Genomic DNA, 23,371 nt, shown 5'->3' with positions numbered 1-23,371 from the left:
CGCATGCCATGAGTTTCGTAACCGGTAATATTGCAATTGATGCCCTGGTGTATAGCAGCTGGAGTCCCGTCCCAGGGATGGCCCGCGCGCTGACTTACAGCTTCCTGCAAACCCCGCCCGGCGACGCCAGCGACGAAGACCGCAGCGGCTTCGCGCCGATGACGACCGCGCAGCGCCAGGCGGTGCGCGATGCGCTCAAGCTGTGGTCCGATGTGGCGAATGTGAGCTTCACCGAAGTCACCGCCAACGGCTCGCTGCAGTTCGGCACCAACCAGCAGTCCGGCAGCAGCGGCTATGCCTACCTGCCCGAATCGTGGAGCACCTCGGTCACCATGTACCTGGACAAGGACGCCGGCTACAACCAGGTGTTCACAGCGGGCAGCTATGGACCGAGTGTGATGCTGCACGAGATCGGGCATATGCTGGGATTGAAGCATCCGGGCGATTACGACAGCAGCGGCAGCGGCGCCCAGGGTCCTTTCCTGCCCAGCGCCCAGGATAACGGCGACTATACGCAGATGTCGTACAACGAGCCCACCATCCACCGCTCGACCGGACGCTATGCGGTGACGCCGATGCTGTACGACATCCAGGCGGTGCAGTACCTGTACGGCGCCAATATGTCCTTCCACAGTGGCGACGATGTCTACAGTTTTACCAATTCGACCACGGCGCGCTGCATCTGGGATGCCGGCGGCAGCAATACCTTCGATTTCTCGGCCTGCACCGGCTTCGTCACCATCGACCTGCGCGCGGGCGGTTTCAGCGAAACCCTGCCGGGCTACCGCAATATCGGGCTGGCGTACGGGGTGACGATCCAGAAAGCGGTGGCCAGCGATTACGGCTCCGAAGTGTACAGCGGCGCCAGCGGCAGCGTGGTCACCGGCGGGGCCGGCATCGACCGCGTGCATGTCGGTGCGGGCGACGACCTGGTCTCGGGCGGCGCCGGCGCCGATACGGTCGTTTTCAGCAAGAGCTTCGCCAGCTACACGGTGCAGCGCCAGGCCAATGCGGTGCTGGTGTTCGGCGAAGGCAACGACCGCCTGGACGGGGTTGAGACGCTGGTGTTCAGCGACCGTACGGTGGCGGTGGCCGACCTGGCCCTGCACAGCGCCCCGGTCGGCACGACGGGCAACGACCGCTTCACGGCCAACGCCGGCAACGAAGTGTTCGACGGCGGCGCCGGGCGCGATATCGTGGTGCTGGGCGGCGCGCGCGCCAACTACACCGTGAAAGAAGCGCCCGGCGGCTATAGCGTGACGGACAACACCGGCAACGGCGGCACCGACCTGCTGCTCAATATCGAACAACTGCAGTTCGCCGACGTCAACCTGTCGTTCGAGATCAACGGCGCGGCAGGGCAGGCGTATCGCCTGTACCAGGCCGCCTTCAACCGCGCGCCGGATTTGCCGGGGCTCGGTTACTGGATCAAAACCCTGGAGCTGGGCTTTACCCTGCAATCGGTGGCGCAGCAGTTCGTCCTGAGCCCGGAGTTCAACACCACCTTCGGTGTCGTGGGCAACCGCGAATTCGCCACGCTGCTGTACCACCAGGCCCTGCACCGCGAGCCGGACCAGCCCGGCCTGGACTGGTGGACGGCGCGCCTGGACGAGGGCGTGCCGCGCGGGATCGTCCTGACCGGCTTTTCCGAGTCGGTGGAAAACCAGGCCCAGATCATCGGCGCCATCCAGAACGGCATCGCCTTCATTCCATTCCAGGGAGGCTGATCCGGTTGCGCCCCATATGCTTGGCGCGGTACAGCGCCGCGTCGGCCGTCGCCACCAGCTGCGCCGGCTGGTAGTCGTGCGAGGCGATGGCCGTGGCGGCGCCGATACTGACCGTAACGAAGCGCTTGGGCGCATCCTGGTTGGGCAGGCGTAGTGCCTCGACGCGGCAGCGGATACGTTCGGCCACGATGGCGGCGCCCTTCAGCGACTGGTTGGGCAGGATGACGGCGAATTCCTCGCCGCCGTAGCGCGCCACCAGGTCGTTGGCGCGCATTTCGCTTGCCACCGCGCTGGCGATGCGCTTCAGGCACTCGTCGCCGCCGACATGGCCGTAGGCGTCGTTGTACTGCTTGAAGTTGTCGACGTCCACCATCAGCAGCGACAGCGGCTGCTGCTGGCGCAGCGCGCGCTGCCACTCGGCGTGCAGGGTATGGTCGAAGCAGCGCCGGTTGGCCAGCCCGGTCAGGCCGTCGCGCGTGGCCAGCTGCTCGAGCGCGATCTGGGCCTGTTTTTCCTCGGTCAGGTCGCGCAGCGTTTCCACCACGGCCACCAGGCGCCCGTCGCTGTCGTAGATCGGGCTGGCGTCGGCCGCCAGGTAGCGGCGGCCGGCGGTGCGCGGCATTTCGCACCAGTTTTCGGCGCACAGCTGTTCGTGGTTGCCGGCCGGGCCGCGCGCCTGGCCGTCGTACAGGTCCAGGATCTCGCCGGTGCGGCCGGCGATCACCAGGTCGGCCAGGGTGGGGCGCTGCACGGCGTAGAAGGCGCACCAGTGGCCGCTGGTGCCGAGCAATTCCTCGGCGGCGACCCCGGTCAGCCGTTCGCAGGCGCGGTTCCAGATCAGCACCCGGCCCTGGGCGTCCAGTACAAAAGTGGGGATGACCAGCAGTTCCATCAATTTCAGGGCGAAGCCTTGCGGCTGGTCGGAAGTGGGGGAGTCCATCAAATGCTGGATCTTGAGGAGACTATTCATTTGGCGGCGGCCTTTATAGTTCACTGCGTGTGAAACCTGATTGTGCCGCCGCCGCCGCCGGCAAATGTTGACCAAGCGCAAACCCGTTTCGTTTCGTGAAAAGCGCTATAATGTAGGGTTGCCGACCACTGGAAGTACCCTGTGACCTATAGCATCAAGGAAATTTTCTACACCCTGCAGGGCGAAGGTGCCCATGCCGGGCGTCCCGCCGTGTTTTGCCGTTTTTCCGGCTGTAACCTGTGGACTGGGCGCGAACAGGATCGCGCCAGCGCAGTGTGCCAGTTCTGCGATACCGATTTTGTCGGCACCGACGGTGAGCGCGGTGGCAAATTTGCCACGCCGCAGGCGCTGGCGCAGGAAATCGACAGCCTGTGGCCCGCCGGTGCCGGCCACAAATACGTGGTGTTTACCGGCGGCGAGCCGCTGCTGCAGCTGGACGCGGCGCTGATCGACGCCATGCACGCGGCGGGCTTCACCATCGCCATCGAAACCAATGGCACCATGGAAGTGCCGGCCGGCGTGGACTGGGTGTGCGTCAGCCCGAAAATGGGGTCGAAGCTGGTGGTCAGCAAAGGCAATGAGATCAAGGTCGTGATCCCGCAGAAGGACCAGGACCTGGCCGCCTACGAAGGCCTGGATTTCGAGAATTTCTTCGTGCAGCCGATGGACGGCCCGCTGGCCGCCTTCAACACCACGCTGGCGATCGAAACCTGCAAGCGCAACCCGAAATGGAAACTGAGCTTGCAAACCCATAAACTGTTGAACATCCCATAAGCAATGCTGACTATTACCCGCAAGCTGGAATTCGATGCAGGCCATCGCATTCCGGACCACAAGAGCCAGTGCCGCAACCTGCACGGCCACCGCTACACCCTGGAAATCACCCTGACCGGCAAGGTGATCGATGCCGAAGGCAATTCCGACAACGGCATGATCATGGACTTCTCCGACGTGAAGACCATCGCCAAGGAGCACCTGGTCGATGTCTGGGACCATGCCTTCCTGGTGTACGAGAAGGACGCCGCCGTGAAGGAGTTCCTGGCCTCGCTGCCGAACCACAAGACGGTCGTGATCGACCGTATCCCGACGGTGGAAAACCTGGCCGCCGTGGCCTGGGACATCCTGAAGGCCGCCTTCAAGGACCATTACGGCACCGGCCTGCACCTGCACAAGCTGGTGCTGCACGAAACCCCGAACTGCTGGGCTGAAATTGTCGAATGAGCTGTACATGCGCGCCGCGCTGGAGGAAGCGCGCCGCGCCTGGGCTGAGGGCGAGGTGCCGGTCGGCGCCGTGGTGGTCAAGGATGGCAAGATCATCGGACGCGGCTACAACCAGCCGATCGGCCGCCACGACCCCACCGCCCACGCCGAAATCGTGGCCATGCGTGCCGCGGCCGCGGCCCTGGGCAACTACCGCCTGCCGGGCTGCGAGCTGTATGTGACGCTGGAACCCTGCGTCATGTGCTCCGGCGCCATGATGCATGCGCGCCTGTCGAAGATCATCTACGGCGCCACCGATCCCAAGACCGGCGCCTGCGGCTCGGTCGTCAACGTGTTCGAGAGCGAACAGCTGAACCACCACGCCGAAGTCAGCGGCGGCCTGCTGGCCGACGACTGCGGCCAGGTGTTGAAGGACTTCTTCGCCGAACGGCGCGCATTGCGCAAAAACAACGGGGCCTGAAGCGGGCCCGATTGCGCGCCACGCGCTGGCGCGGCGGTGCTATGCTGAGCCATGGCCAGCGTTGATATAAACGGTATTACGCTTACGTACGAGTCCAGCGGCGACCCGGACGGCCCGGCTGTGCTGCTGAACATGGGCCTGGCCCTGCAGCTGATTTCCTGGCCGCGCGAATTTGTGGACGGCCTGGTGCAGCGCGGCTACCACGTGATCCGCTACGACAACCGCGATGCCGGCCTGTCTTCCCATTTCGACCATCTCGGCGTGCCAAACCTGTGGCTGGCCTACCTGCGCCACCTGTTCGGCTGGCGCCAGCGCGCACCCTATACCCTGAATGACATGGCGGGCGACGCGGTCGGCCTGCTCGACGCGCTGGGCGTGGCGGCGGCGCATATTGTCGGCGTGTCGATGGGCGGCATGGTGTCGCAGATCATGGCGGCGCGCTACCCGGCCCGCACCCTGAGCCTGACCTCCATCATGTCCAGCAGCGGGCGCCCCGGCTTGCCCGGTCCCAGCCCGGCGGCGCGCCGCATCCTGCTGCGCCGCACGCCGTCGGCGCACCACCGGGCGCGGGTGGTGGAGCAGATGGTCGATACCTTCCGCACCATCGGCAGCCCGGCGTTCCCGATGCCGGAAGAGCTGCTGCGCCAGATGGCCGGCGAAGCGGTGGCGCGCAGCGTGAATGGCGACGGCGTGGCGCGCCAGCTGGTGGCGATTGCGGCTTCCGGCGACCGTAGCCCCTTGCTGCGCAAGATTGCCTGCCCGGCGCTGGTGATCCACGGCGATGCCGATCCGCTGGTGCCGTGCGCCTGCGGCATCGACACGGCGCGCCAGATTCCGGGCGCACGGCTGGAGGTCATCGAGGGCATGGGGCACGATATGCCGCCGGCCCTGGTCGGGCGCCTGCTTGCCTTGCTGGATCAGCACCTGCGCGGTAAGATGGCCGGGTGAAAAATATCGGAATTGCCATCGCCGCACCCGCCGGCTCCGCCCTCGATGACGCCGCGCTGGCACGCGGCATTGCCCGCCTGGAAGCGCAGTGCTGCATCGTCCACAACTACTACGATTCGGAGGCGCGGTTCCAGCGCTTCGCCGGCACCGACGACGCGCGCCTGGCGCAGGTGAATGCGGCGGCGGCCGATCCCGCCTGCCAGATCGTGCTGATGCTGCGCGGGCAGTACGGCATCAGCCGGATTTTGCCGCGCATGGATTTCCGCAAGCTGGCCGACAGCGGCAAGCTGTTCGTCGGCTACAGCGATATCACCGCATTCCATATGGCGCTGTACCAGGCGACGGGGCGCATCAGCTTTGCCGGGCCGATGATGAACGGCGACTTCGCGCGCGAGGAGCCGTCCGAATACACCATGTCGCAATTCTGGGACTGCATGCTGGGGCCGACGCATGCCGTGCGCGGTAGCGGCGTCGGCAATCCGCAGGTCGACGTACAGGGCACGCTTTGGGGCGGCAACCTGGCGATGGTCAACCACCTGCTGGGGACGCCGTACTGGCCGCAGGTCGAGGGCGGTATCCTGTTCCTGGAGGACATTGGCGAGCACCCCTACCGTGTGGAGCGCATGCTGCTGCAGCTGCATTTTGCCGGCGTGCTGGATCGGCAGAAAGCGATCGTGCTGGGTGACTTTTCCGGCTACCGCCTGTCGCCGCACGATAACGGCTACGATTTCGACGCCATGCTGGCGTTTATCCGCGCGACGGTGCGGGTTCCGGTGCTGACCGGGCTGCCATTCGGGCATATCAAAGACCTCTGCACCTTGCCGTTCGGGGCACAGGCGCACCTGGTATCCGACGCCGAAGGCTTTGACCTGACCGCAAGCGGCTATCCCACGCTGCCATGAATGGCGCCGAGAGCTACTACCGCGCCACAGCGCCAGGCGAGCGCTATAGCGCCCTGGCAGGGCGGCAAGAGGCGCGCATCTGCGTGATCGGCGCCGGATTCGCCGGGCTGGCCACGGCGATGTCGCTGATGGAGCACGGCGAGCGCGATGTGGTGCTGCTGGAGGCCGAGCAGGTAGGGCACGGCGCGTCGGGGCGCAACGGCGGTTTTGTGTTCGGTGGCTACTCGCTGGACGAGCAGGCCTTGCTGGCCACGGTCGGGACGGAGCAGGGCAGGCGGCTGTACCAGCTGACCCTGGGCGCGGTCGAGCAGATCCGGCGCCGCATCGCGCGCTACGGCATCGATTGCGACGCCACCCATGGCGGCATCTACCTTGCCAACTGGTTCGACGACCCGCGCGTGCTGGACGAGCGCCAGCGCTTCATGCAAGAGCACCTGGGCGTCGAATGGCAACGCGTGCCGGCCGCCGAATTCGCCGAGCGCGCGCGCAGCACGCGCTACTTCGGCGCGCTGTACGAAGAGAATGCCTTCCACTTCCACCCGTTGAAGTATGCGCAAGGGCTGGCGTCCGCGCTGCAGGCCGGCGGCGTGCGGGTACACGAAGGCAGCCGTGTGCGCGCCATCGCCGCGCAGCCACGCCGGGCCGGCGCGCAAGGCGGCGCGGCGGCCCCCGGCTGGCGCGTGAGCACCGCAGATGGCGAGGTGCTGTGCGACGAGGTGGTGGTGTGCTGCGGCGGATACATCGAGCGCCTGTATCCCGCGCTGGCCGGCGCGATCCTGCCGATCGCCACCTATGTGATGGTGACCGAGCCGCTGGGCGAACGTATGCCGCAGGCGCTGGCAACCAATGCAGCCATTTACGACACGCGCTTCGCGTTCGACTATTACCGCCCTTTGCAGGACAGCCGCCTGCTGTGGGGCGGCCGCATTTCGATCCGTTCGCGCAGCGCGCAGGATGTGGCGCGCCTGCTGTACGCCGACATGCTGAAGGTCTACCCGCAGCTGGCCGGCACCAGGGTCGATTACGCCTGGAGCGGCTTGATGAGCTATGGCCGCCACAAGATGCCGCAGCTGGGCAGGCTGCCGAATGGCGTCTGGTACGGCATGGGATTTGGCGGGCATGGCGTCGGCCCGACCTCGCTGGCCGGCGATGTCCTGGCGGCGGCCCTGCTGGGCGAACTGAGCAAGGTCGAGCAGTTCGCCGCCTGGGGCCTGCCGACCACCGGCGGCGCGGCCGGACTGCTGGCAGCCCAGCTCACTTACTGGTATTACGAATTACGCGACTGGATGCGGGGCAAGCAGCCTTGACCCATGGTTAGAAAAACGCTGTTTTTAAGACCGAATAAGAGCGTTTAAGAGGAAAAAAGTGCGAATAAGAGCGTTTAAGACTTTTCTGCCAAATCGGAAAGGGTGGCCGGCTCCACGCCCGGCTGGCGATAGCGCAATGGCCAGGTAAGGGCCTGCCACAGCGTGGCTGGGGCCTGGTCCAGGCCGGTCGGCGGGAACTCGTCCGGCTGCGGCGCGTGCTGGGTGCGGAACAGGCAATCGAACAGCGGGAACAGCGAGGCGAAATTGCAGTTGTAGTGCTGCGGCAGGGCGGAATGGTGGATGCGGTGGAACTGGGGCGAATTCAGCAGCCACCAGGCGCGCCCGAAGCCGAGCCGCAGGTTCATATGCGGCACAACGTGGTAAAAGCCCAGCACTGCGTACATGCCCAGGATGACGCCCGGCGTGGCAAACAGCAGGCCCGCCAGCAGGTAGATGGTGAGCGCCTTCAGGGCCGGCTCCAGCCAGAAATGGCGCACCACGGTGGAAGCATTCATGGCCGGATCGCTATGGTGCAGCGAGTGCATGGCCCACAGCCAGGCAAAGCGGTGCTGCGCCCGGTGGAACAGGTATTCCAGCAAGTCCAGCGCGAACAGGTAGGCCAGGAAGGACGGGAGCAGCCACCAGCCTTCGGCGGAAAGGCGGATCCAGCCACCGCCAGCCGCATTAACCAGGGCCACCGTCAGGCTGCCCAGCGCCAGGCTGGTGAGCGGGCCGCTGCTGCCATAGACCAGCAGGTAGGGCAGGTTTAGGCGCGCCGCAGCCAGTGAAGGCGGGTCGACCGGGCGCCGGCGCTCCGCCAGCTTGGCCAGCAGCACCAATCCCAGCATGGGAAGGGTATTGATGGCGATGACTATGGCAATGTCGACAACTTTCATGCCCGCGCCCCTCCGGCGTCTGCTAGGCGGCCATCTGGTCGCCGGGGTATAATGCCCGATTCGCTTTTTAACACTTTTCCAGCACCAGCATGCTTTCTACCGCTAACATTACCATGCAGTTCGGCGCCAAGCCGCTGTTCGAGAACATTTCCGTCAAATTCGGCGACGGCAACCGCTATGGCCTGATCGGCGCCAACGGCTGCGGCAAGTCCACCTTCATGAAGATCCTGGGTGGCGATCTCGAACCATCCGCCGGCAACGTCAGCCTGGACGCCAACGAGCGCCTGGGCAAGCTGCGCCAGGACCAGTTCGCGTATGAGGAAATGCGCGTGCTGGACGTGGTCATGATGGGCCACACCGAGATGTGGGAAGCGATGCAAAAGCGCGACGCGATCTACGCCAACCCGGAAGCGACCGACGAGGACTACATGGAAGCGGCCGAGCTGGAAGGCAAGGTCGCCGAGTACGACGGCTACACCGCCGAAGCGCGCGCCGGCGAGCTGCTGCTGGGCGCGGGCATCGACATCAGCCTGCACCAGGGCCCGATGAGCGCCGTGGCGCCGGGCTGGAAGCTGCGCGTGCTGCTGGCGCAGGCGCTGTTCTCCAACCCGCACATCCTGCTGCTGGACGAACCGACCAATAACCTGGACATCAATACCATCCGCTGGCTGGAAGAAGTGCTGAACCAGCGCGATTCGACGATGATCATCATCTCCCACGACCGCCACTTCCTGAACCAGGTCTGCACCCACGTGGCCGACATGGACTACGGCACGCTGAAGATCTATCCGGGCAACTACGATGACTACATGCTGGCCTCGACCCAGGCGCGCAACCAGCAGCTGGCCAACAACGCCAAGGCGAAGGAAAAGGTCGCCGAGCTGCAGGACTTCGTGCGCCGCTTCTCGGCCAACAAATCCAAGGCACGCCAGGCCACCTCGCGCGCCAAGATGATCGAGAAGATCAAGATCGAGGACATCAAGCCATCCTCGCGCGCCTACCCGTTCGTGCGCTTCGACGGCGAGAAGAAGCTGCACCGCCTGGCGGTGGAAGTGCAGGGCATTTCCAAGACCTACGACCGCACCCTGTTCAAGAATGTGGACCTGATGGTGGAAGCGGGCGAGCGCATCGCGATTATCGGCGCCAACGGCGCCGGCAAGACCACCATGCTGCGCTGCATCGGCGGCCAGGAGATCACCGGCCTGTCGAGCGACACCGGCCTGGTGAAGTGGGCCGAGAACGCCAACGTCGGCTACATGCCGCAGGACCCGACCGAGGAATTCGCCACCGACCTGAACCTGACCGACTGGATGGGCCAGTGGACCAAGGAAGGCGACGACGACCAGGCCGTGCGCTCCTCGCTGGGCCGCCTGCTGTTCGGCGGCGACGAAGTCAAGAAATCGGTCAAGGTCCTGTCGGGCGGCGAAAAAGGTCGTATGATGTACGGCAAGCTGATGCTGGGCCGCCATAACGTCCTGCTGCTGGACGAACCGACCAACCATATGGACATGGAGTCGATCGAGTCGCTCAACATCGCCCTGGAAAAGTACGCCGGCACCCTGATCTTCGTGTCGCACGACCGCGAGTTCGTTTCCTCGCTGGCCAACCGCATCATCGAGATCAAGGAGAACGAAGTCGTGGACTTCCGCGGCGGCTATGAAGAATACCTGAAGAGCCAAGGCATCGAGTAAAGCCAATGAACGCGATTGTTGCACCGATCAAGACTGTCGAATTCGAGAAACCAGTCGAAGGCGGCAGCTGCGTAGCCCACGCGTGGGCGCGCACCCCGGCACCCGTGCCGGCCAACGAGAAAATCCTGCTGAAGGAACGCATCAAGACCCTGCTGCGCGAGCGCAATGCGGTGCTGGTGGCCCACTACTATGTGGACGCCGACCTGCAGGACCTGGCGGAGGAAACCGGCGGCTGCGTGTCCGACTCGCTGGAAATGGCGCGCTTCGGACGCGACCATCCGGCCCAGACCCTGGTGGTGGCCGGCGTGAAGTTCATGGGCGAGACGTCCAAGATCCTGTCGCCGGAGAAGACCGTGCTGATGCCGGACCTGGACGCGACCTGCTCGCTCGACCTGGGCTGCCCGCCGGAAGACTTCATCGCCTTCTGCGACCAGCACCCGGACCGCACCGTGGTGGTGTATGCCAATACCTCGGCCGCCGTGAAGGCGCGCGCGGACTGGATGGTGACTTCCTCGATCGGCCTGGATATCGTCAAGCACCTGCACGAGCAGGGCAAGAAGATCCTGTGGGCGCCCGACAAGCACCTGGGTTCCTACATCCAGAAGCAGACCGGCGCCGACATGCTGCTGTGGCAGGGTTCCTGCCTGGTGCACGACGAATTCAAGGGCGTGGAGCTGGACCTGCTCAAGGCCGAGCACCCGAACGCCAAGGTGCTGGTGCACCCGGAATCGCCTGCCAGCGTGGTGGAACAGGCCGACGTGGTGGGTTCCACCTCGCAGCTGATCGCCGCCGCGGTGAACCTGCCTGCGACCGAATTCATCGTTGCCACCGACAACGGCATCCTGCACAAGATGCGCATGGCCGCACCGGGCAAGACCTTCATCGAAGCGCCGACCGCCGGCAACAGCGCCACGTGCAAGAGCTGCGCGCACTGCCCGTGGATGGCGATGAACGGCCTGCGCAACCTGCTGGACGTGCTGGAAAACATGAACAACGAGATCCATGTCGATCAGGCAGTGGGCAAGGAAGCGCAGCGCGCCATCAACCGCATGCTCGATTTCGCCGCCGCCAAGAAGGCCAAAGTCGCGCCGGGCGCCGACCTGGCCAAGGAAGCGCAATTGTTCCAGGGGATTGGTCCGGCATGAGTACTTTGAAGAACAAATTCGCACCGTTCGACGATGCGCTGGCGGGCGCATACGAGCGCAACCTGCTGGCGGCGCTGATGGAAGATATCGGCACCGGCGACCTGACCGGCAAGCTGGTGCCGGAAGAGGGCCGTGCCACCGCGCGCGTGATCGTGCGCGAAGAGGCCGTGCTGTGCGGCGCGCCCTGGTTTGAAGGCGTGATGGAAGCGCTGGACCCGGGCATCGAGATCGACTGGCATTACGCCGAGGGCGACCTGATGGCGGCCGATTCGCCGGTCTGCACCATCACCGGCCCGGCGCGCGCCATCCTGACGGCCGAACGCTCGGCGCTGAACTTCATGCAGCTGATGTCGGGCGTGGCGACCGCCACGCGCCGTTACGTGGACGTGATCGCGGGCACCACTGCCGCCATCCTCGACACCCGCAAGACCATCCCGGGCATGCGCCTGGCGCAGAAGTATGCGGTGCGCGTGGGCGGCGGCCAGAACCAGCGCCTGGCGCTGTACGACGGCATCCTGATCAAGGAGAACCACATCGCGGCGGCAGGCGGCATCACCGCCGCACTGGCGGCCGCCAAGCGGCTCGACGCGAAAGTGTCGATCCAGGTGGAAGTGGAGACGCTGGCGCAACTGGAAGAAGCCCTGGCCTCGGGTGCGGAATCGATCCTGCTCGATAACTTCAGCCTGGACATGATGCGCCAGGCGGTGCAGGTCAACGGCGGCCGCGCGCTGCTGGAGGCGTCCGGCGGCGTCAACTTCGACACCGTGCGCGCCATCGCCGAAACCGGCGTGCACCGTATTTCGATTGGCGCCCTGACCAAGGACGTGAAAGCCACCGACTTCTCGCTGCGCATTATCGGTTGAACCGCGCGTGCAGCCAGTCCGGAACGCCGCCTTGTGCGGCGTTTTTTTACGCCGCCGGCGCCGCTCTTTTATGGCGGCTGGTGACTTTGCGTGAGAAATTTGCGCGACTTTTTGTATATGATCTCGCGCAATTGAAACTTTCGTAGACTAAATCACAATGACCTCCAGCGTCACCCTGATCGCGCGCACCCCTGCCGACTATGCCCACCAGGTCGATACTAAAAGCAATATCGTGCTGACCTTCAGCGGACCGGTGAAGGCCGGACCCGGCAAATTCCAGATCGTCACCGAGTCCGGCAAGGCGCTGCTGTCTGACCTGATGAGCAGCAGTGTGGTCAGCATCAACGGCAATACGGTCACGATCGACCCACCGCAGGACCTGCCTTTCGGAACCGCCATCCGACTGTCCTTCAGCGACGACTGGCTGGTCGATGCCACCGGTGCCGCTGTGCGCGCTCCTTACTACTTCACCTTCACCACCGGCTTGAGCCCTGTGGCCGTCAACCTGCAGGGCACCGATGGCGCCGACAAGCTGGTCGGCAGCGACCTGGGCGATTATCTCGATGGCGGCGCCGGCGGCGACGAGTTGTGGGGCCATGGCGGCGATGATGTGCTGGTCGGCGGTGCCGGGGTGTCCGGCTACTACGGCGACCAGTTGAATGGCGGCGATGGGAACGACCGCCTGACAGGCAGCGCCGGGGATGACAGGCTGAGCGGGGACAACGGCAGTGACAGGCTCGATGGCGGTGCCGGTAACGACTACCTGTATGGCGGCGCGGGCAACGACGTGCTGGAAGGGGGCGACGGCAACGACCTGTTGTCCGACCTCGAAGGTGAGAACGAGTTGTACGGCGGCGCTGGCAAGGACCGTATTACCGTGGGCGGCGGCGGCTTTGTCGCCGACGGCGGCGAAGGCGACGATGCGCTGGAGGTGAACGGCTACCTGTCCGGCGACGGCAGCGTGGCCGGCGGCGCCGGCAATGATGCGCTGAGCATCAGTGCCTACCATGCGTACGGCGAGGCCAACCGCACGGTGCGCATGGATGGCGGCGCGGGCGACGACAGACTGGAGGTGTATGAGCTGCCCTCCGGCAATGGCGAGTTGGTGCTAAGCGGCGGCACGGGCACGGACACCATCGCCTTCAAAGGCCGTGGCGGTAGCTGGGCCATCCGTATCGAGGACTTCAGCGTGGCCGACGGCGACCGCCTGGATATTACCGGCCTGCTGCCGTATGGCTATACCGGCAACCCGTTCGGGGCGGCGGGCTACTTGAAGCTGGAGCAATCGGGGGCGGACGCCGTGCTGTGGTACGACCGGAACGGCGCGGCGGATGCCAGCGCGGGCCCGGTGCGCCTGGTGACGTTGGCCGGTGTTACGGCAGCGCAGCTGACCGGTGCGAACTTTGTCGCCGGCTATGCCCCCGATGGCAGCAGCAAGGGCATCACGCTGACCGGCAGCGCCGGCGCCGACAAGCTGGCGGGTACCGCGCTTGACGATGTGCTGAACGGTCTGGGCGGCAACGACCAGCTCAGCGGCGGCCACGGCAACGATACGCTGATTGGTGGCGATGAACCCGACAATGAATACGGCGACGAGCTCGACGGCGGCAGCGGCAACGACACGCTGCTGGGCGGCATGGGCCGCGACGCGCTCCAAGGCGGCAGTGGCGACGACCAAATGAGCGGCGGCAGTGGCGACGACCGCCTGTACGGCGATGACGGCAACGACAGGCTGGACGGGGGCGCCGGGGACGACGAGCTGAGCGGCGGTGGCGGCAACAATATCCTGCTGGGCGGCAGTGGCAACGACCGCCTGAGCGCGTACGCCGCCGGCACCAACCGGCTGGAGGGCGGTGCCGGCGATGACCGCCTGGCGATCAGCGGCGGCATCGCCGAGCTGCTGGGCGATGCGGGCGACGACCGTTTTGACATTGACATCTATGGCGGGGATAGCGGCAGCAACAAGATCAGCGTGTCGGGCGGCGACGGCGACGACACCGTGAGTTTCAGCGGCTACTACGGCAGCGCCATCATCGACGTGAGCGGCGGCGCCGGGCGCGACACCTACGAGTTTCGCGGCAATGTCAACCAGAAGATCACGATCAGCGACTTCATGCCTGGCGCTGGCGGCGACCGCATGGATGTGCTGGGGATGCTGCCGGGCGTTCTCAAGCAGAACCCCTTCGGCACCGGCCACTTGCGCCTGCAGCAGGATGGCGCGCACACCGTCCTGCAGCTGGACCAGGATGGGGCGGCGGGCACCGCGTACGGCTGGCGCGACGTGGCGACCTTCAGCAACACGTCGGCCGGCGCCTTCACGCGCGACAATTTCACGCGCGGCCTGTCGCCGGCCGGCGATGACACCGGCCTGGTTTTGCTGGGTAGCGACAGCGACGATACCCTGCGCGGCGATTTCCTGAACGATACGCTGGATGGCGCGGCAGGCAACGACAGACTGAGCGGCGAGGGCGGCAACGACGTGCTGCGCGGCGGCGACGGCAACGACCAGCTGGACGGCGGCGCGGGCGACGACCAGCTGTCTGGCGGGGCCGGCTCCGATTACCTGATGGACGAGGCAGGCAGCAACACGCTCGATGGCGGTGCCGGTGATGACAGCTTGAGCGCCAACAACGGCAGCTCGCAATTGCTGGGCGGCGATGGCAATGACAGCATCACGGTCGGCGCTGGCCAGCACCGCGCCGAGGGCGGCAACGGCGATGACACCATCATCTTCAACTCCCGCGACTATTACAACGTCGAGCCGCGCCAGGCCGTGTCGGCGTCCGGCGGCGCTGGCGACGACGTGTTCCGCCTGGAATCGTCGCGCGGCACCGAGGCGCGCCTGACCGGCGGTGCCGGCATCGATACCTACGAGCTGGCCTATGCGCCGCAGGACAACCGTTACATCGTCACCGACTTCAGCGCCGGCGCCGGCGGCGACCGCATCAGCCTGACCAGGCTGATCGGGTACTATCCCGAGGCCATCAATCCCTTTGCGCAAGGGGGGACCATGCGCCTGCAGCAAGACGGCGCGCATGCCGTCCTGTACTGGGACAGTGACGGCAAAGGCGAGAAGCAGTTCCAGGCGGTGCTGACGCTGGAGAATGTACAGGCCAGCGCCCTGACCGGCGCCAACTTCGTCGGCGGCTACCCGCCCGATGGCAGCCTGACGGCCAGCCCGGTGCAGGGCGGCGCCCAGGATGACCGCATGTATGGCACGCGCATGCACGACACCTTCCATGGCGGCGCCGGCAATGACGAACTCAGCGGCGAGGAGGGCGACGATGTCCTGCGCGGCGACGCCGGCCGGGACTACCTGCGCGGCGGCGCCGGCAATGACTTGCTGGAGGGCGGAGGCGATGACGACCAGTTGTTCGACGGCGAGGGCGACAACATCTTGCGCGGCGGCGAGGGCGACGACACGCTGACCTCTTACTCAGCGGGCAAGAACCTGCTGGAGGGCGGTGCCGGCAAGGACCGCCTGAGCGGCGGCGCCGGCAACGACGTGCTGGACGGCGGCGAGGGCGACGACAGGATCGAGATCGAGCTGCACAACGCGACCGCGGGCGGCGCGCACCGGGTGCAGGCGAACGGCGGCGCGGGCAACGATACCCTGGCCGTGCTGTATACCTACGACCGTGACCTGACGGTCGAACTGACCGGTGGCGCCGGTGCCGACCGGTTCCACTTTGGGGTCGCGGCCGCAGGGGCGAACGTGGTGATGGACTTTGACGTGGCGGCCGGCGACCGCCTGGCGGTCCTGGAGGGACTGCGCAAGCTCACCGGCTTCGAGAAAGCCAATCCGTTTGCCGAAGGCGTGCTGAAGCTGGTGCAGTCCGGCCAGGACAGCGAGGTGATGATTGTCAGCGGCGGCGCCAGCAAGCTGTGGTTCACCCTGAAAAACACCGACGCCGCCTCCCTCACGTACACGGCCTTCAGCGACGGCATCGACCCGCGCGCGGCCGCCGGCGCGCTGGTGGTCGAGGGAAGCGCCGGCGCCGACCGTATCATCGCCGGCAATTTCGACGACAAGCTGTCCGGCGGCGCCGGCGACGACGTGCTGTCCGGTGCGGGCGGCAGCGACGTGCTGCTGGGCGGTGACGGCAATGACCGCCTGACTGGCGGCGACGGCAATGACACGCTCGATGGCGGGGCCGGCCTCGATTACATGCACCTGGCGCGCACCAGCGCCGACATCAAGGTCTGGGCCGAAGCTGGCGGCTTCAAAGTGCAGGACCTGGCGGGGCAGGGCGGCACCGACACCCTGCTTGGCATCGAACGGATCCAGCTGAGCGGCAGCGCCATCGCCCTCGATATCGACGGTATCGGTGGCCAGGTGTTCCGCCTGTACCAGGCAGCGTTCGACCGCAAGCCGGACCTGCAAGGGGTGGGCTACTGGATGGCCGCCGCCGAAAAGGGCTTCAGCCTGTTCGACATTGCGGCCGCCTTCATCAATTCCGACGAGTTCCGCAAGCTGTACGGCAGCAACCCGGCGAACGGCGAACTGGTCGACCGCTTTTACCAGAATGTGCTGCACCGCGCGCCGGACGCGGAAGGGCGCGCCTATTGGCTCAATGTGCTGGACAAGAAACTGGCGCCGCTCAGCAGCGTGCTGGTCGGTTTCAGTGAAAGCGCGGAGAACGTGGCGGAGGTGGCCAAGGTGATCGGCGCCGGCTTTGAATACACGCCCTGGATGGGCTGAGCATTACGGGACAGACAGATGAATGTGACGGGAACGGCAGGCAAGGACGTCTTATCGGGCGGCAACGAGGCGGACCGGATTCGCGGCGGCGCCGGCGATGACAAACTGGAAGGCGGCGCCGGCCAGGACGAACTGTATGGCGAAGAAGGCGATGACGTGCTCACCGAAGGTGATGACGGCAATGTGCTGGACGGCGGCGACGGCGATGACCTGCTGGATGCGCGCGGCGCGAACCAGCTGTTGGGCGGGGCCGGCAACGATACGCTGTACCTCACGATCGGGCGCGGTTCGGCTACGCTCGACGGCGGTGATGGCAACGACTACATCGACATCAAGAGCTCACCGTATGGCAAGGAAGTGTGGTCGGTGCGGGCCAGCGGTGGCAGTGGGCGCGACGTGTTCGACATCGCGGGGCCGGAGGCCTTGCGCCGCGGCCTTGACCTGGTGATCACCGACTTCCAAGCGGGCGCCGGCGGCGATGTGCTGGGGCTGCGGGTCCTGTACGAAATCGGCTGGCGACCGGCGCAGGGCAATCCGATGGCGCCGGGCGGCTGGCTGGCACTGGTGCAGGAGGGGGCCGACACGCTGCTGGTGATGCGGGGCCAGGTGGTGACAAGGCTGCTAAACGTCGCGGTGGGCGACTTGACTATCGAGAATTTCCAGGGCGACGTCAATCCGGATGGCAGCGAGAATGGCTACACGCTGCACGGTTCGGCTGGCGCCGATGCCTTGTGGGGCGGCGCACTGCGCGACGTGCTGAACGGAGCGGGCGGCGCCGATACCCTGCGCGGCCTCGAGGGTGATGACCTCCTGGATGGCGGCACGCAGGCCGAGGACGACGGCGCCGATGTGCTCGAGGGCGGCGGCGGTGCCGATTTGCTGCGCGGTGGCGCCGGCAACGACCGCCTGGTCGGCGGCAATGGCAATGACACGCTGGAGGGCGGCGACGGCGACGATGAGCTATCCGATGACGCTGGCGTCAACATCCTGCGCGGCGGTGCGGGCAACGATCGCCTGGAGGACAGCGGGCGCGCGGGCTCTCAGCTGGAGGGCGGCGCCGGCAATGACTTCTTGAGCGGCAATGGCAGTGGCCGCTACAGTGGCGGTGACGGCAACGATACCGTGGTGTGCCAGAACTACGGGCCGCGCCAGACCGCGCCGGTCGTGGATCTTGGCAGCGGTTACGACACGCTCTCGTTCGGCAATAGCGGCGTCTATAGCAATGACGTGCGGGCGACCGGCGGTGCCGGGCGCGACACCTATGACCTGGCGAAGCTGCTGCCGGGCACCCTCACGGTGACCGATTTCAGCGCCGGCTCCGGTGGCGATGTGCTGCTGGTGCGCGGCATACCCAAGCTGCAGTCGCTGCTGGAGAACCCATTCGGCAAGCCGGGCTACCTGCGCCTGGCGCAGCAGGAGCATGCAACCGTGATCGAGTACGACCCCGATGGCGCCGCCGGCATCGAGTTCGGCTACAGGCCCCTCGTGATCCTGGAGAACGTCAAGGCGGGCGACCTGGTGGCGTCCAATTTCAGCGTCGGCATCGACCCGCACGGCGACAAGGTCGGCCTGTACCGGCTGGCCCGTCCGCAAGGGGAGACATTGCACGGCACCGCATGGAACGACGAACTGCGGGGCCATAGCGGGGCCGATGCCCTGTATGGCGGCGCCGGTGACGATATCCTGGCTGGCAGCGGCGGGGACGACCAGCTGTACGGCGGTGCCGGCTATGACATGCTGGACGGTGGCGCCGGGCGCGACCACGCGTGGTTCGGTGCCGGGCGCGCGGCCTATGCACTGGAACAAAGCGAAGGGATGCTGCGCGTGACGGCGCTCGATGGCGCGTCCACGACCGAGCTGCGTCATGTCGAGCGCCTGCATTTTGGCGCCAGCGCGCTTGCGCTCGACGTGGACGGCGTGGCCGGCCAGGTGTTCCGCTTGTACCAGGCGGCGTTCGACCGCAAGCCGGACCTGGAAGGGGTGGGCTACTGGATGGCCGCCGCCGAGAAGGGCTTCAGCCTGTTCGACATTGCGGCTGGCTTCATCAATTCCGACGAATTCCGCAAGCTGTATGGCAGCAATCCAGCGAACGGTGAGCTGGTCGACCGCTTTTACCAGAATGTGCTGCACCGCGCGCCGGACGCGGAAGGGCGCGCCTACTGGCTCAACGTGCTGGACCAGAAACTGGCGCCGCTCAGCAGCGTACTGGTGGGCTTCAGCGAAAGCGCCGAAAACGTGGCGCAGGTGGCCAGTGTGATCGGCGCCGGCTTCGAATACACGCCGTGGCTGGGCTGATGCGTCCAGCGCACGCGATCAACGCCGCCTTGCGCGGCGTTTTTTGTGCCTGCTTGTCTGTAACGGATAGTTTTTGAGAGAAAGTTTTAATACTTTTTCTATATCATCGGCCCTTTTTGCGCGACGGAGAGCGGATGAAGCTGACGGGAACCCCGAACAAGGATTTGCTGTATGGCAGCAACGAGATGGATTTCATCTACGGCGGGGCCGGGGACGATGAGCTATACGGCGGCGGCAACCGCGACCAGCTCTTCGGCGAGGATGGCGACGACGTGCTGTCCGAGCAGGGCGAGGGCAACCTGCTGGACGGCGGCGCCGGCAACGACATCCTGAGCGCGGTGGGTGCCAACACGCTGCGCGGCGGCGAGGGTGACGACCGGATCAGCCTGTGGATCGATTATGGTGCCGGCACCATCGACGGCGGCGCCGGCGACGACATCATCAACGTCAAATACGCGCCTGAAAGCCGGGCGTCGTGGTCGGTGCGCGCGAGCGGCGGCAGCGGACGCGATACCTTCAATATCTGGAGCCCGCCCAAGGATGGCAGCAACGCCGACTACATCATCAGCGATTTCCAGGCCGGCGACCAGGGCGATATGCTGGACCTGCGTGTGATTTACGACACGGCGCTGTGGCATACGGCCAAAGGCAACCCGCTGGCGCGCCTGGGCCTGGTGTCGCTGGTGCAGCAGGGCGAGGATACGCTGGTGATGGTCAAGGAGCAGGTCGTGGTGCGCCTGGCCAAAGTGACGGCGGGCAGCCTGACCCTGAAGAACTTCCTGGGCTACCTGAATCCGGACGGCAGCGAGCAAGGCATCACGCTGGAGGGTACCGACAAAGCCGACCTGCTGCAGGGCGGCTACCTGCGCGACACCTTGCGCGGCGGCGGCGGGGCCGACATCCTGCGCGGCGGCGCCGGCAATGACTTGCTCGATGGCGGCAGCGACAGCGCCGAGGACGGTGCCGACCAGCTCGACGGGGGCGACGGCGACGACCGCCTGGATGGCGGCGCGGGCAACGACCGGCTGGAGGGCGGCAACGGGTACGACACCCTGTCCGGCGGCGCCGGCAACGACAGCCTGGCCGGCGGTGCGGGCGACGACCTGCTCGACGGCGGCGATGGCAACGATGAGCTGAGTGACAGCGGCGGCCTGAACGTGCTGCGCGGCGGCGCGGGCAACGACAGCCTGGTCGATAGCGGCCTGGCGAAATCGCTGCTGGACGGCGGCAGCGGCAACGATACGCTGCAGGGCAGCGGCAGCAATGCCTACCAGGCGGGCGACGGCAACGACACGGTGCTGGTGGGCTGGAACCCGGGCCTGAAGAACATCGCGCCGACGGTCGACCTGGGCAGCGGCCACGACCGGCTGGCGGTGGCGGCGCACGGCATCTTCGCGATCGATATCGTGGCCAGCGGCGGCGAGGGCCGCGACACCTATGACCTGGCCAAGCTGGTGCCCGGCACGCTGACGGTCACCGATTTCAAGGCGGGTGCCGGCGGCGACGTGCTGCTGCTGGGCGGCCTGGGCCGGATCGGCGAACTGGCGGACAACCCATTCGGCGCGGCCGGCTTCCTGCGCCTGTCGCAGCGCGGCAGCGACACCTGGATCGAGTACGATGCCGACGGCGCCGCCGGCTATCTGGCGGCCTTCCTGCCGCTGGTGGCGCTGGCCAACGTGTCGGCCGGCACGCTGACCGCCTCCAACTTCAGCGCCGGCATCGATCCGCAAGGCGGCAAGGTGGGCGTGCGCCACTATGGCGGCGAAGGCGGCGCCAAGCTGCTGGGCACGGCGCTGAACGACGAACTGCGCGGCGGCGCCGCGCGCGACACCCTGGAAGGCGCTGCCGGCGACGATCAGCTGTTCGGCGGCGACGGCGATGACCAGCTGGTGGGCGGCAAGGGCAATGACCTGCTGGACGGCGGCGCCGGGTGCGACCATGCCTGGTTCAGCGGCCAGCGTTCCGACTACCGGCTGGAACAGGCCGACGATGGCTGGAGCGTGATGGCGCTGGACGGCAGCGCCACCACCCTGCGCAATGTGGAGCGCCTGCATTTCGGCGCCAGCGCGCTGGCCTTCGATGCCGAGGGCAAGGCGGGCCAGGTGTACCGCCTGTACCAGGCCGCCTTCGACCGCAAGCCGGACAGCGAAGGACTGGGCTACTGGATCGAGCAGGCGGACAAGGGCTACAGCCTGGTCGATATCGCGCAAGGCTTCGTCACCTCGAGCGAGTTCAAAAAGCTCTACGGCGAGGCGCCCGCCAACCAGGACCTGGTGGCGCGCCTGTACCAGAATGTCCTGCACCGCGCCGGCGAAAAGGAAGGCATGGACTTCTGGACCGCTGCGCTCGACAATAAAATTTCCAGCGTGGCGCAGGTGCTGGTGGGCTTCAGCGAAAGCAAGGAGAACGTCGGCGCGCTGGCCGGCTTGATCGGCGGCGGCTTCGAGTACACGCCCTGGCTGGGCTGAGCGGGGGGCGCCAACGAAGAAAGCCGCCCGCAGGCGGCTTTCGGGGTTGCGGCGCGCGCCCTTAATCGTGGGCGTAGATGTTGTTGTCTTTGGTTTCGCGCACGAACAGGGCGCCGATCACCAGGGTCGCCAGGGCGATGCAGATCGGGTACCACAGGCCGTAGTAGATGTCGCCTTTGAAGGCCACCAGGGCGAAGGCAGTGGTGGGCAGCAGGCCGCCGAACCAGCCGTTACCGATGTGGTAAGGCAGCGACATCGAAGTGTAGCGGATGCGGGTCGGGAACATCTCCACCAGCATGGCGGCGATCGGGCCGTACACCATGGTCACGTACAGCACCAGCACGAACAGGATCAGCACCACCATCGGCTTGTTGATCTGGGCTGGATCGGCCTTGGCCGGGTAGCCGGCCGATTTGACGGCTTCGCCGACCGCTTTCTTCAGTTCGCCTTCCTTCTTCTTCGATTCAGCGTCGAAGTTCAGGCCGTCGGCGGTCATGCTGGCGTTAAAGGACTGCACCACCTTGTCGCCCACCTTGATCGTCGCCACAGTGCCGGCTGGCGCATCCTGGCGGGTGTAGGCCACCGACGCCTTGGACAGCATCGAGGTCGCGATATCGCAGGAGGACGGGAATTTCTTCTCGCCGGTCGCGTTGAACTGGAAGTGGCAGGAGGCAGGATCGGCCACCACCACCACGGGCGAGTTCTTGATGGCGGCTTCCAGCTGCGGGTTGCCGTAGTGGGTCAGGGCGCCGAACAGCGGGAAGTAGGTAGCGGCGGCGATCAGGCAGCCACCGAGGATGATCCATTTGCGGCCGATCTTGTCGGACAGGCTGCCGAAGAAGATGAAGAACGGGGTGGCCAGGATCAGCGCGGTGGCGATCAGGATGTTGGCGGTGGCAATGTCCATCTTCAGCGTCTGGATCATGAAGAACAGCGCATAGAACTGGCCGGTGTACCACACCACGGCCTGGCCCATGGTCAGGCCGACCAGCGCCAGGATCACGATCTTCAGGTTTTTCCACTGGCCGAAGGCTTCGCTCAGCGGCGCTTTGGAGGTCTTGCCTTCCGCCTTCATCTTGGCGAAGGCTGGCGACTCGTTCATCGACAGGCGGATCCAGACGGAGATGCCGAGCAGGGCGACCGACACCAGGAACGGGATGCGCCAGCCCCAGGCTTCAAATTCTTCCAGCGGCATCGACTGGCGCACGCCCAGGATCACCAGCAGCGACAGGAAGAAGCCGAGCGTGGCGGTGGTCTGGATCCAGGCCGTGAACAGGCCGCGCTTGCCGTGCGGCGCGTGTTCGGCCACATAGGTGGCGGCACCACCGTATTCGCCGCCCAGCGCCAGGCCTTGCAGCAGGCGCAGCACGACCAGGATGATCGGCGCCGCGATGCCGATGCTGGCGTAGTTCGGCAGCAGGCCGACGATGAAGGTCGACAGGCCCATGATCAGGATGGTGACCAGGAAGGTGTATTTGCGGCCGATCATGTCGCCCAGGCGGCCGAACACGATGGCGCCGAACGGGCGCACAATGAAGCCGGCGGCAAAGGCCAGCAGCGCGAAAATGAAGGAGGTGGTCGGGTCGCCCACGAAGAACTGCTTGGCAATGATCGATGCCAGCGAACCGTACAGGTAAAAGTCGTACCATTCAAACACGGTACCGAGCGAGGAGGCGAAGATGACCTTCTTCTCCTCTTTGGTCATGGGGGCGGACTTGCCGTTCCCCATGTTCCGCGCGTCGGCGGTGCCAGAGCTAATTGCCATGATGCTTGTCT

16 protein-coding genes are annotated in these 23,371 nt (G+C 66.0%); 13 read left to right on the top strand and 3 right to left on the bottom strand.

Features of this window, described 5'->3' with window-relative positions; all coding sequences use genetic code 11:
- Nucleotides 1-77 precede the first annotated feature (77 nt).
- Nucleotides 78-1,727: a DUF4214 domain-containing protein gene (locus ACE3TQ_RS04775; RefSeq protein WP_374580808.1), complete on the top strand. Its 1,650-nt coding sequence runs from the start codon at nucleotides 78-80 to the stop codon at nucleotides 1,725-1,727.
- Here ACE3TQ_RS04775 and ACE3TQ_RS04770 read toward each other — a convergent pair.
- A complete protein-coding gene (locus ACE3TQ_RS04770; protein WP_374580807.1) occupies nucleotides 1,705-2,697 on the bottom strand; it encodes a diguanylate cyclase in 993 nt (330 codons plus the stop codon). The genes ACE3TQ_RS04775 and ACE3TQ_RS04770 overlap by 23 nt on opposite strands.
- Before the next feature lie 141 nt (nucleotides 2,698-2,838).
- On the opposite strand from ACE3TQ_RS04770, the gene queE reads away from it, so the two are divergent.
- From queE to ACE3TQ_RS04740, 6 genes are read left to right on the top strand one after another with little or no spacing between them, the layout of a single operon-like run.
- On the top strand, nucleotides 2,839-3,471 hold the full coding sequence (gene queE / locus ACE3TQ_RS04765; protein ID WP_374580806.1) for a 7-carboxy-7-deazaguanine synthase: 633 nt from the start codon (nucleotides 2,839-2,841) through the stop codon (nucleotides 3,469-3,471).
- 3 nt (nucleotides 3,472-3,474) lie between these two features.
- Nucleotides 3,475-3,918 (top strand): 6-carboxytetrahydropterin synthase QueD, encoded by a 444-nt coding sequence (queD, locus tag ACE3TQ_RS04760; protein WP_342116875.1) that lies wholly within the window; start codon nucleotides 3,475-3,477, stop codon nucleotides 3,916-3,918.
- Nucleotides 3,919-3,925: 7 nt separating this feature from the next.
- Nucleotides 3,926-4,378 carry a tRNA adenosine(34) deaminase TadA gene (tadA, locus tag ACE3TQ_RS04755; RefSeq protein ID WP_374580805.1) on the top strand — a complete coding sequence of 151 codons (453 nt, stop codon included), beginning with the start codon at nucleotides 3,926-3,928 and terminating at the stop codon, nucleotides 4,376-4,378.
- Nucleotides 4,379-4,429: 51 nt separating this feature from the next.
- Nucleotides 4,430-5,326 (top strand): alpha/beta fold hydrolase, encoded by an 897-nt coding sequence (locus ACE3TQ_RS04750; RefSeq protein WP_374580804.1) that lies wholly within the window; start codon nucleotides 4,430-4,432, stop codon nucleotides 5,324-5,326.
- A complete protein-coding gene (gene ldcA / locus ACE3TQ_RS04745) occupies nucleotides 5,323-6,228 on the top strand; it encodes a muramoyltetrapeptide carboxypeptidase (protein ID WP_374580803.1) in 906 nt (301 codons plus the stop codon). The genes ACE3TQ_RS04750 and ldcA overlap by 4 nt, the downstream gene beginning before the upstream one ends.
- Entirely contained in the window at nucleotides 6,225-7,535 is a 1,311-nt protein-coding gene (locus ACE3TQ_RS04740; protein ID WP_374580801.1) for an NAD(P)/FAD-dependent oxidoreductase, read from the top strand. Before ldcA ends, ACE3TQ_RS04740 begins: the two co-directional genes overlap by 4 nt.
- 74 nt (nucleotides 7,536-7,609) lie before the next feature.
- Here the strand turns inward: ACE3TQ_RS04740 and ACE3TQ_RS04735 are convergent, their stop codons facing one another.
- The gene (locus ACE3TQ_RS04735) at nucleotides 7,610-8,431 is read right to left on the bottom strand and encodes a sterol desaturase family protein (protein WP_374580800.1); all 822 of its coding nucleotides are present in this window, start codon (nucleotides 8,429-8,431) and stop codon (nucleotides 7,610-7,612) included.
- 89 nt (nucleotides 8,432-8,520) lie between these two features.
- Here ACE3TQ_RS04735 and ACE3TQ_RS04730 point away from each other — a divergent pair, with 89 nt between their 5' ends.
- The 6 genes from ACE3TQ_RS04730 (at nucleotide 8,521) to ACE3TQ_RS04705 (ending at nucleotide 21,595) form a co-directional block, all read left to right on the top strand.
- Nucleotides 8,521-10,122: an ABC-F family ATPase gene (locus tag ACE3TQ_RS04730; RefSeq protein WP_374580799.1), complete on the top strand. Its 1,602-nt coding sequence runs from the start codon at nucleotides 8,521-8,523 to the stop codon at nucleotides 10,120-10,122.
- 5 nt (nucleotides 10,123-10,127) lie between these two features.
- Nucleotides 10,128-11,267, top strand: a complete 1,140-nt coding sequence (nadA, locus tag ACE3TQ_RS04725) for a quinolinate synthase NadA (protein WP_374580798.1) — start codon at nucleotides 10,128-10,130, stop codon at nucleotides 11,265-11,267.
- Nucleotides 11,264-12,130 (top strand): carboxylating nicotinate-nucleotide diphosphorylase, encoded by an 867-nt coding sequence (nadC, locus tag ACE3TQ_RS04720; protein ID WP_374580797.1) that lies wholly within the window; start codon nucleotides 11,264-11,266, stop codon nucleotides 12,128-12,130. The genes nadA and nadC overlap by 4 nt, the downstream gene beginning before the upstream one ends.
- A 157-nt stretch (nucleotides 12,131-12,287) precedes the next feature.
- Entirely contained in the window at nucleotides 12,288-16,832 is a 4,545-nt protein-coding gene (locus ACE3TQ_RS04715; RefSeq protein WP_374580796.1) for a DUF4214 domain-containing protein, read from the top strand.
- Nucleotides 16,833-16,850: 18 nt separating this feature from the next.
- Nucleotides 16,851-19,127, top strand: coding sequence for a DUF4214 domain-containing protein (locus ACE3TQ_RS04710; protein ID WP_374580795.1), 2,277 nt, complete (start codon nucleotides 16,851-16,853; stop codon nucleotides 19,125-19,127).
- A 134-nt stretch (nucleotides 19,128-19,261) separates the two neighbouring features.
- On the top strand, nucleotides 19,262-21,595 hold the full coding sequence (locus ACE3TQ_RS04705) for a DUF4214 domain-containing protein (protein ID WP_374580794.1): 2,334 nt from the start codon (nucleotides 19,262-19,264) through the stop codon (nucleotides 21,593-21,595).
- A 61-nt stretch (nucleotides 21,596-21,656) separates the two neighbouring features.
- Here the strand turns inward: ACE3TQ_RS04705 and ACE3TQ_RS04700 are convergent, their stop codons facing one another.
- Nucleotides 21,657-23,360: an MFS transporter gene (locus ACE3TQ_RS04700; RefSeq protein ID WP_374580793.1), complete on the bottom strand. Its 1,704-nt coding sequence runs from the start codon at nucleotides 23,358-23,360 to the stop codon at nucleotides 21,657-21,659.
- Nucleotides 23,361-23,371 lie beyond the last annotated feature (11 nt).

The sequence above is a fragment of the Pseudoduganella sp. genome (assembly GCF_041914865.1).
Lineage (GTDB): Bacteria > Pseudomonadota > Gammaproteobacteria > Burkholderiales > Burkholderiaceae_D > Rugamonas.
The sequence above is the reverse complement of the archived record's forward strand: the minus strand, read 5'-3'. Positions and strand labels throughout refer to the sequence as shown.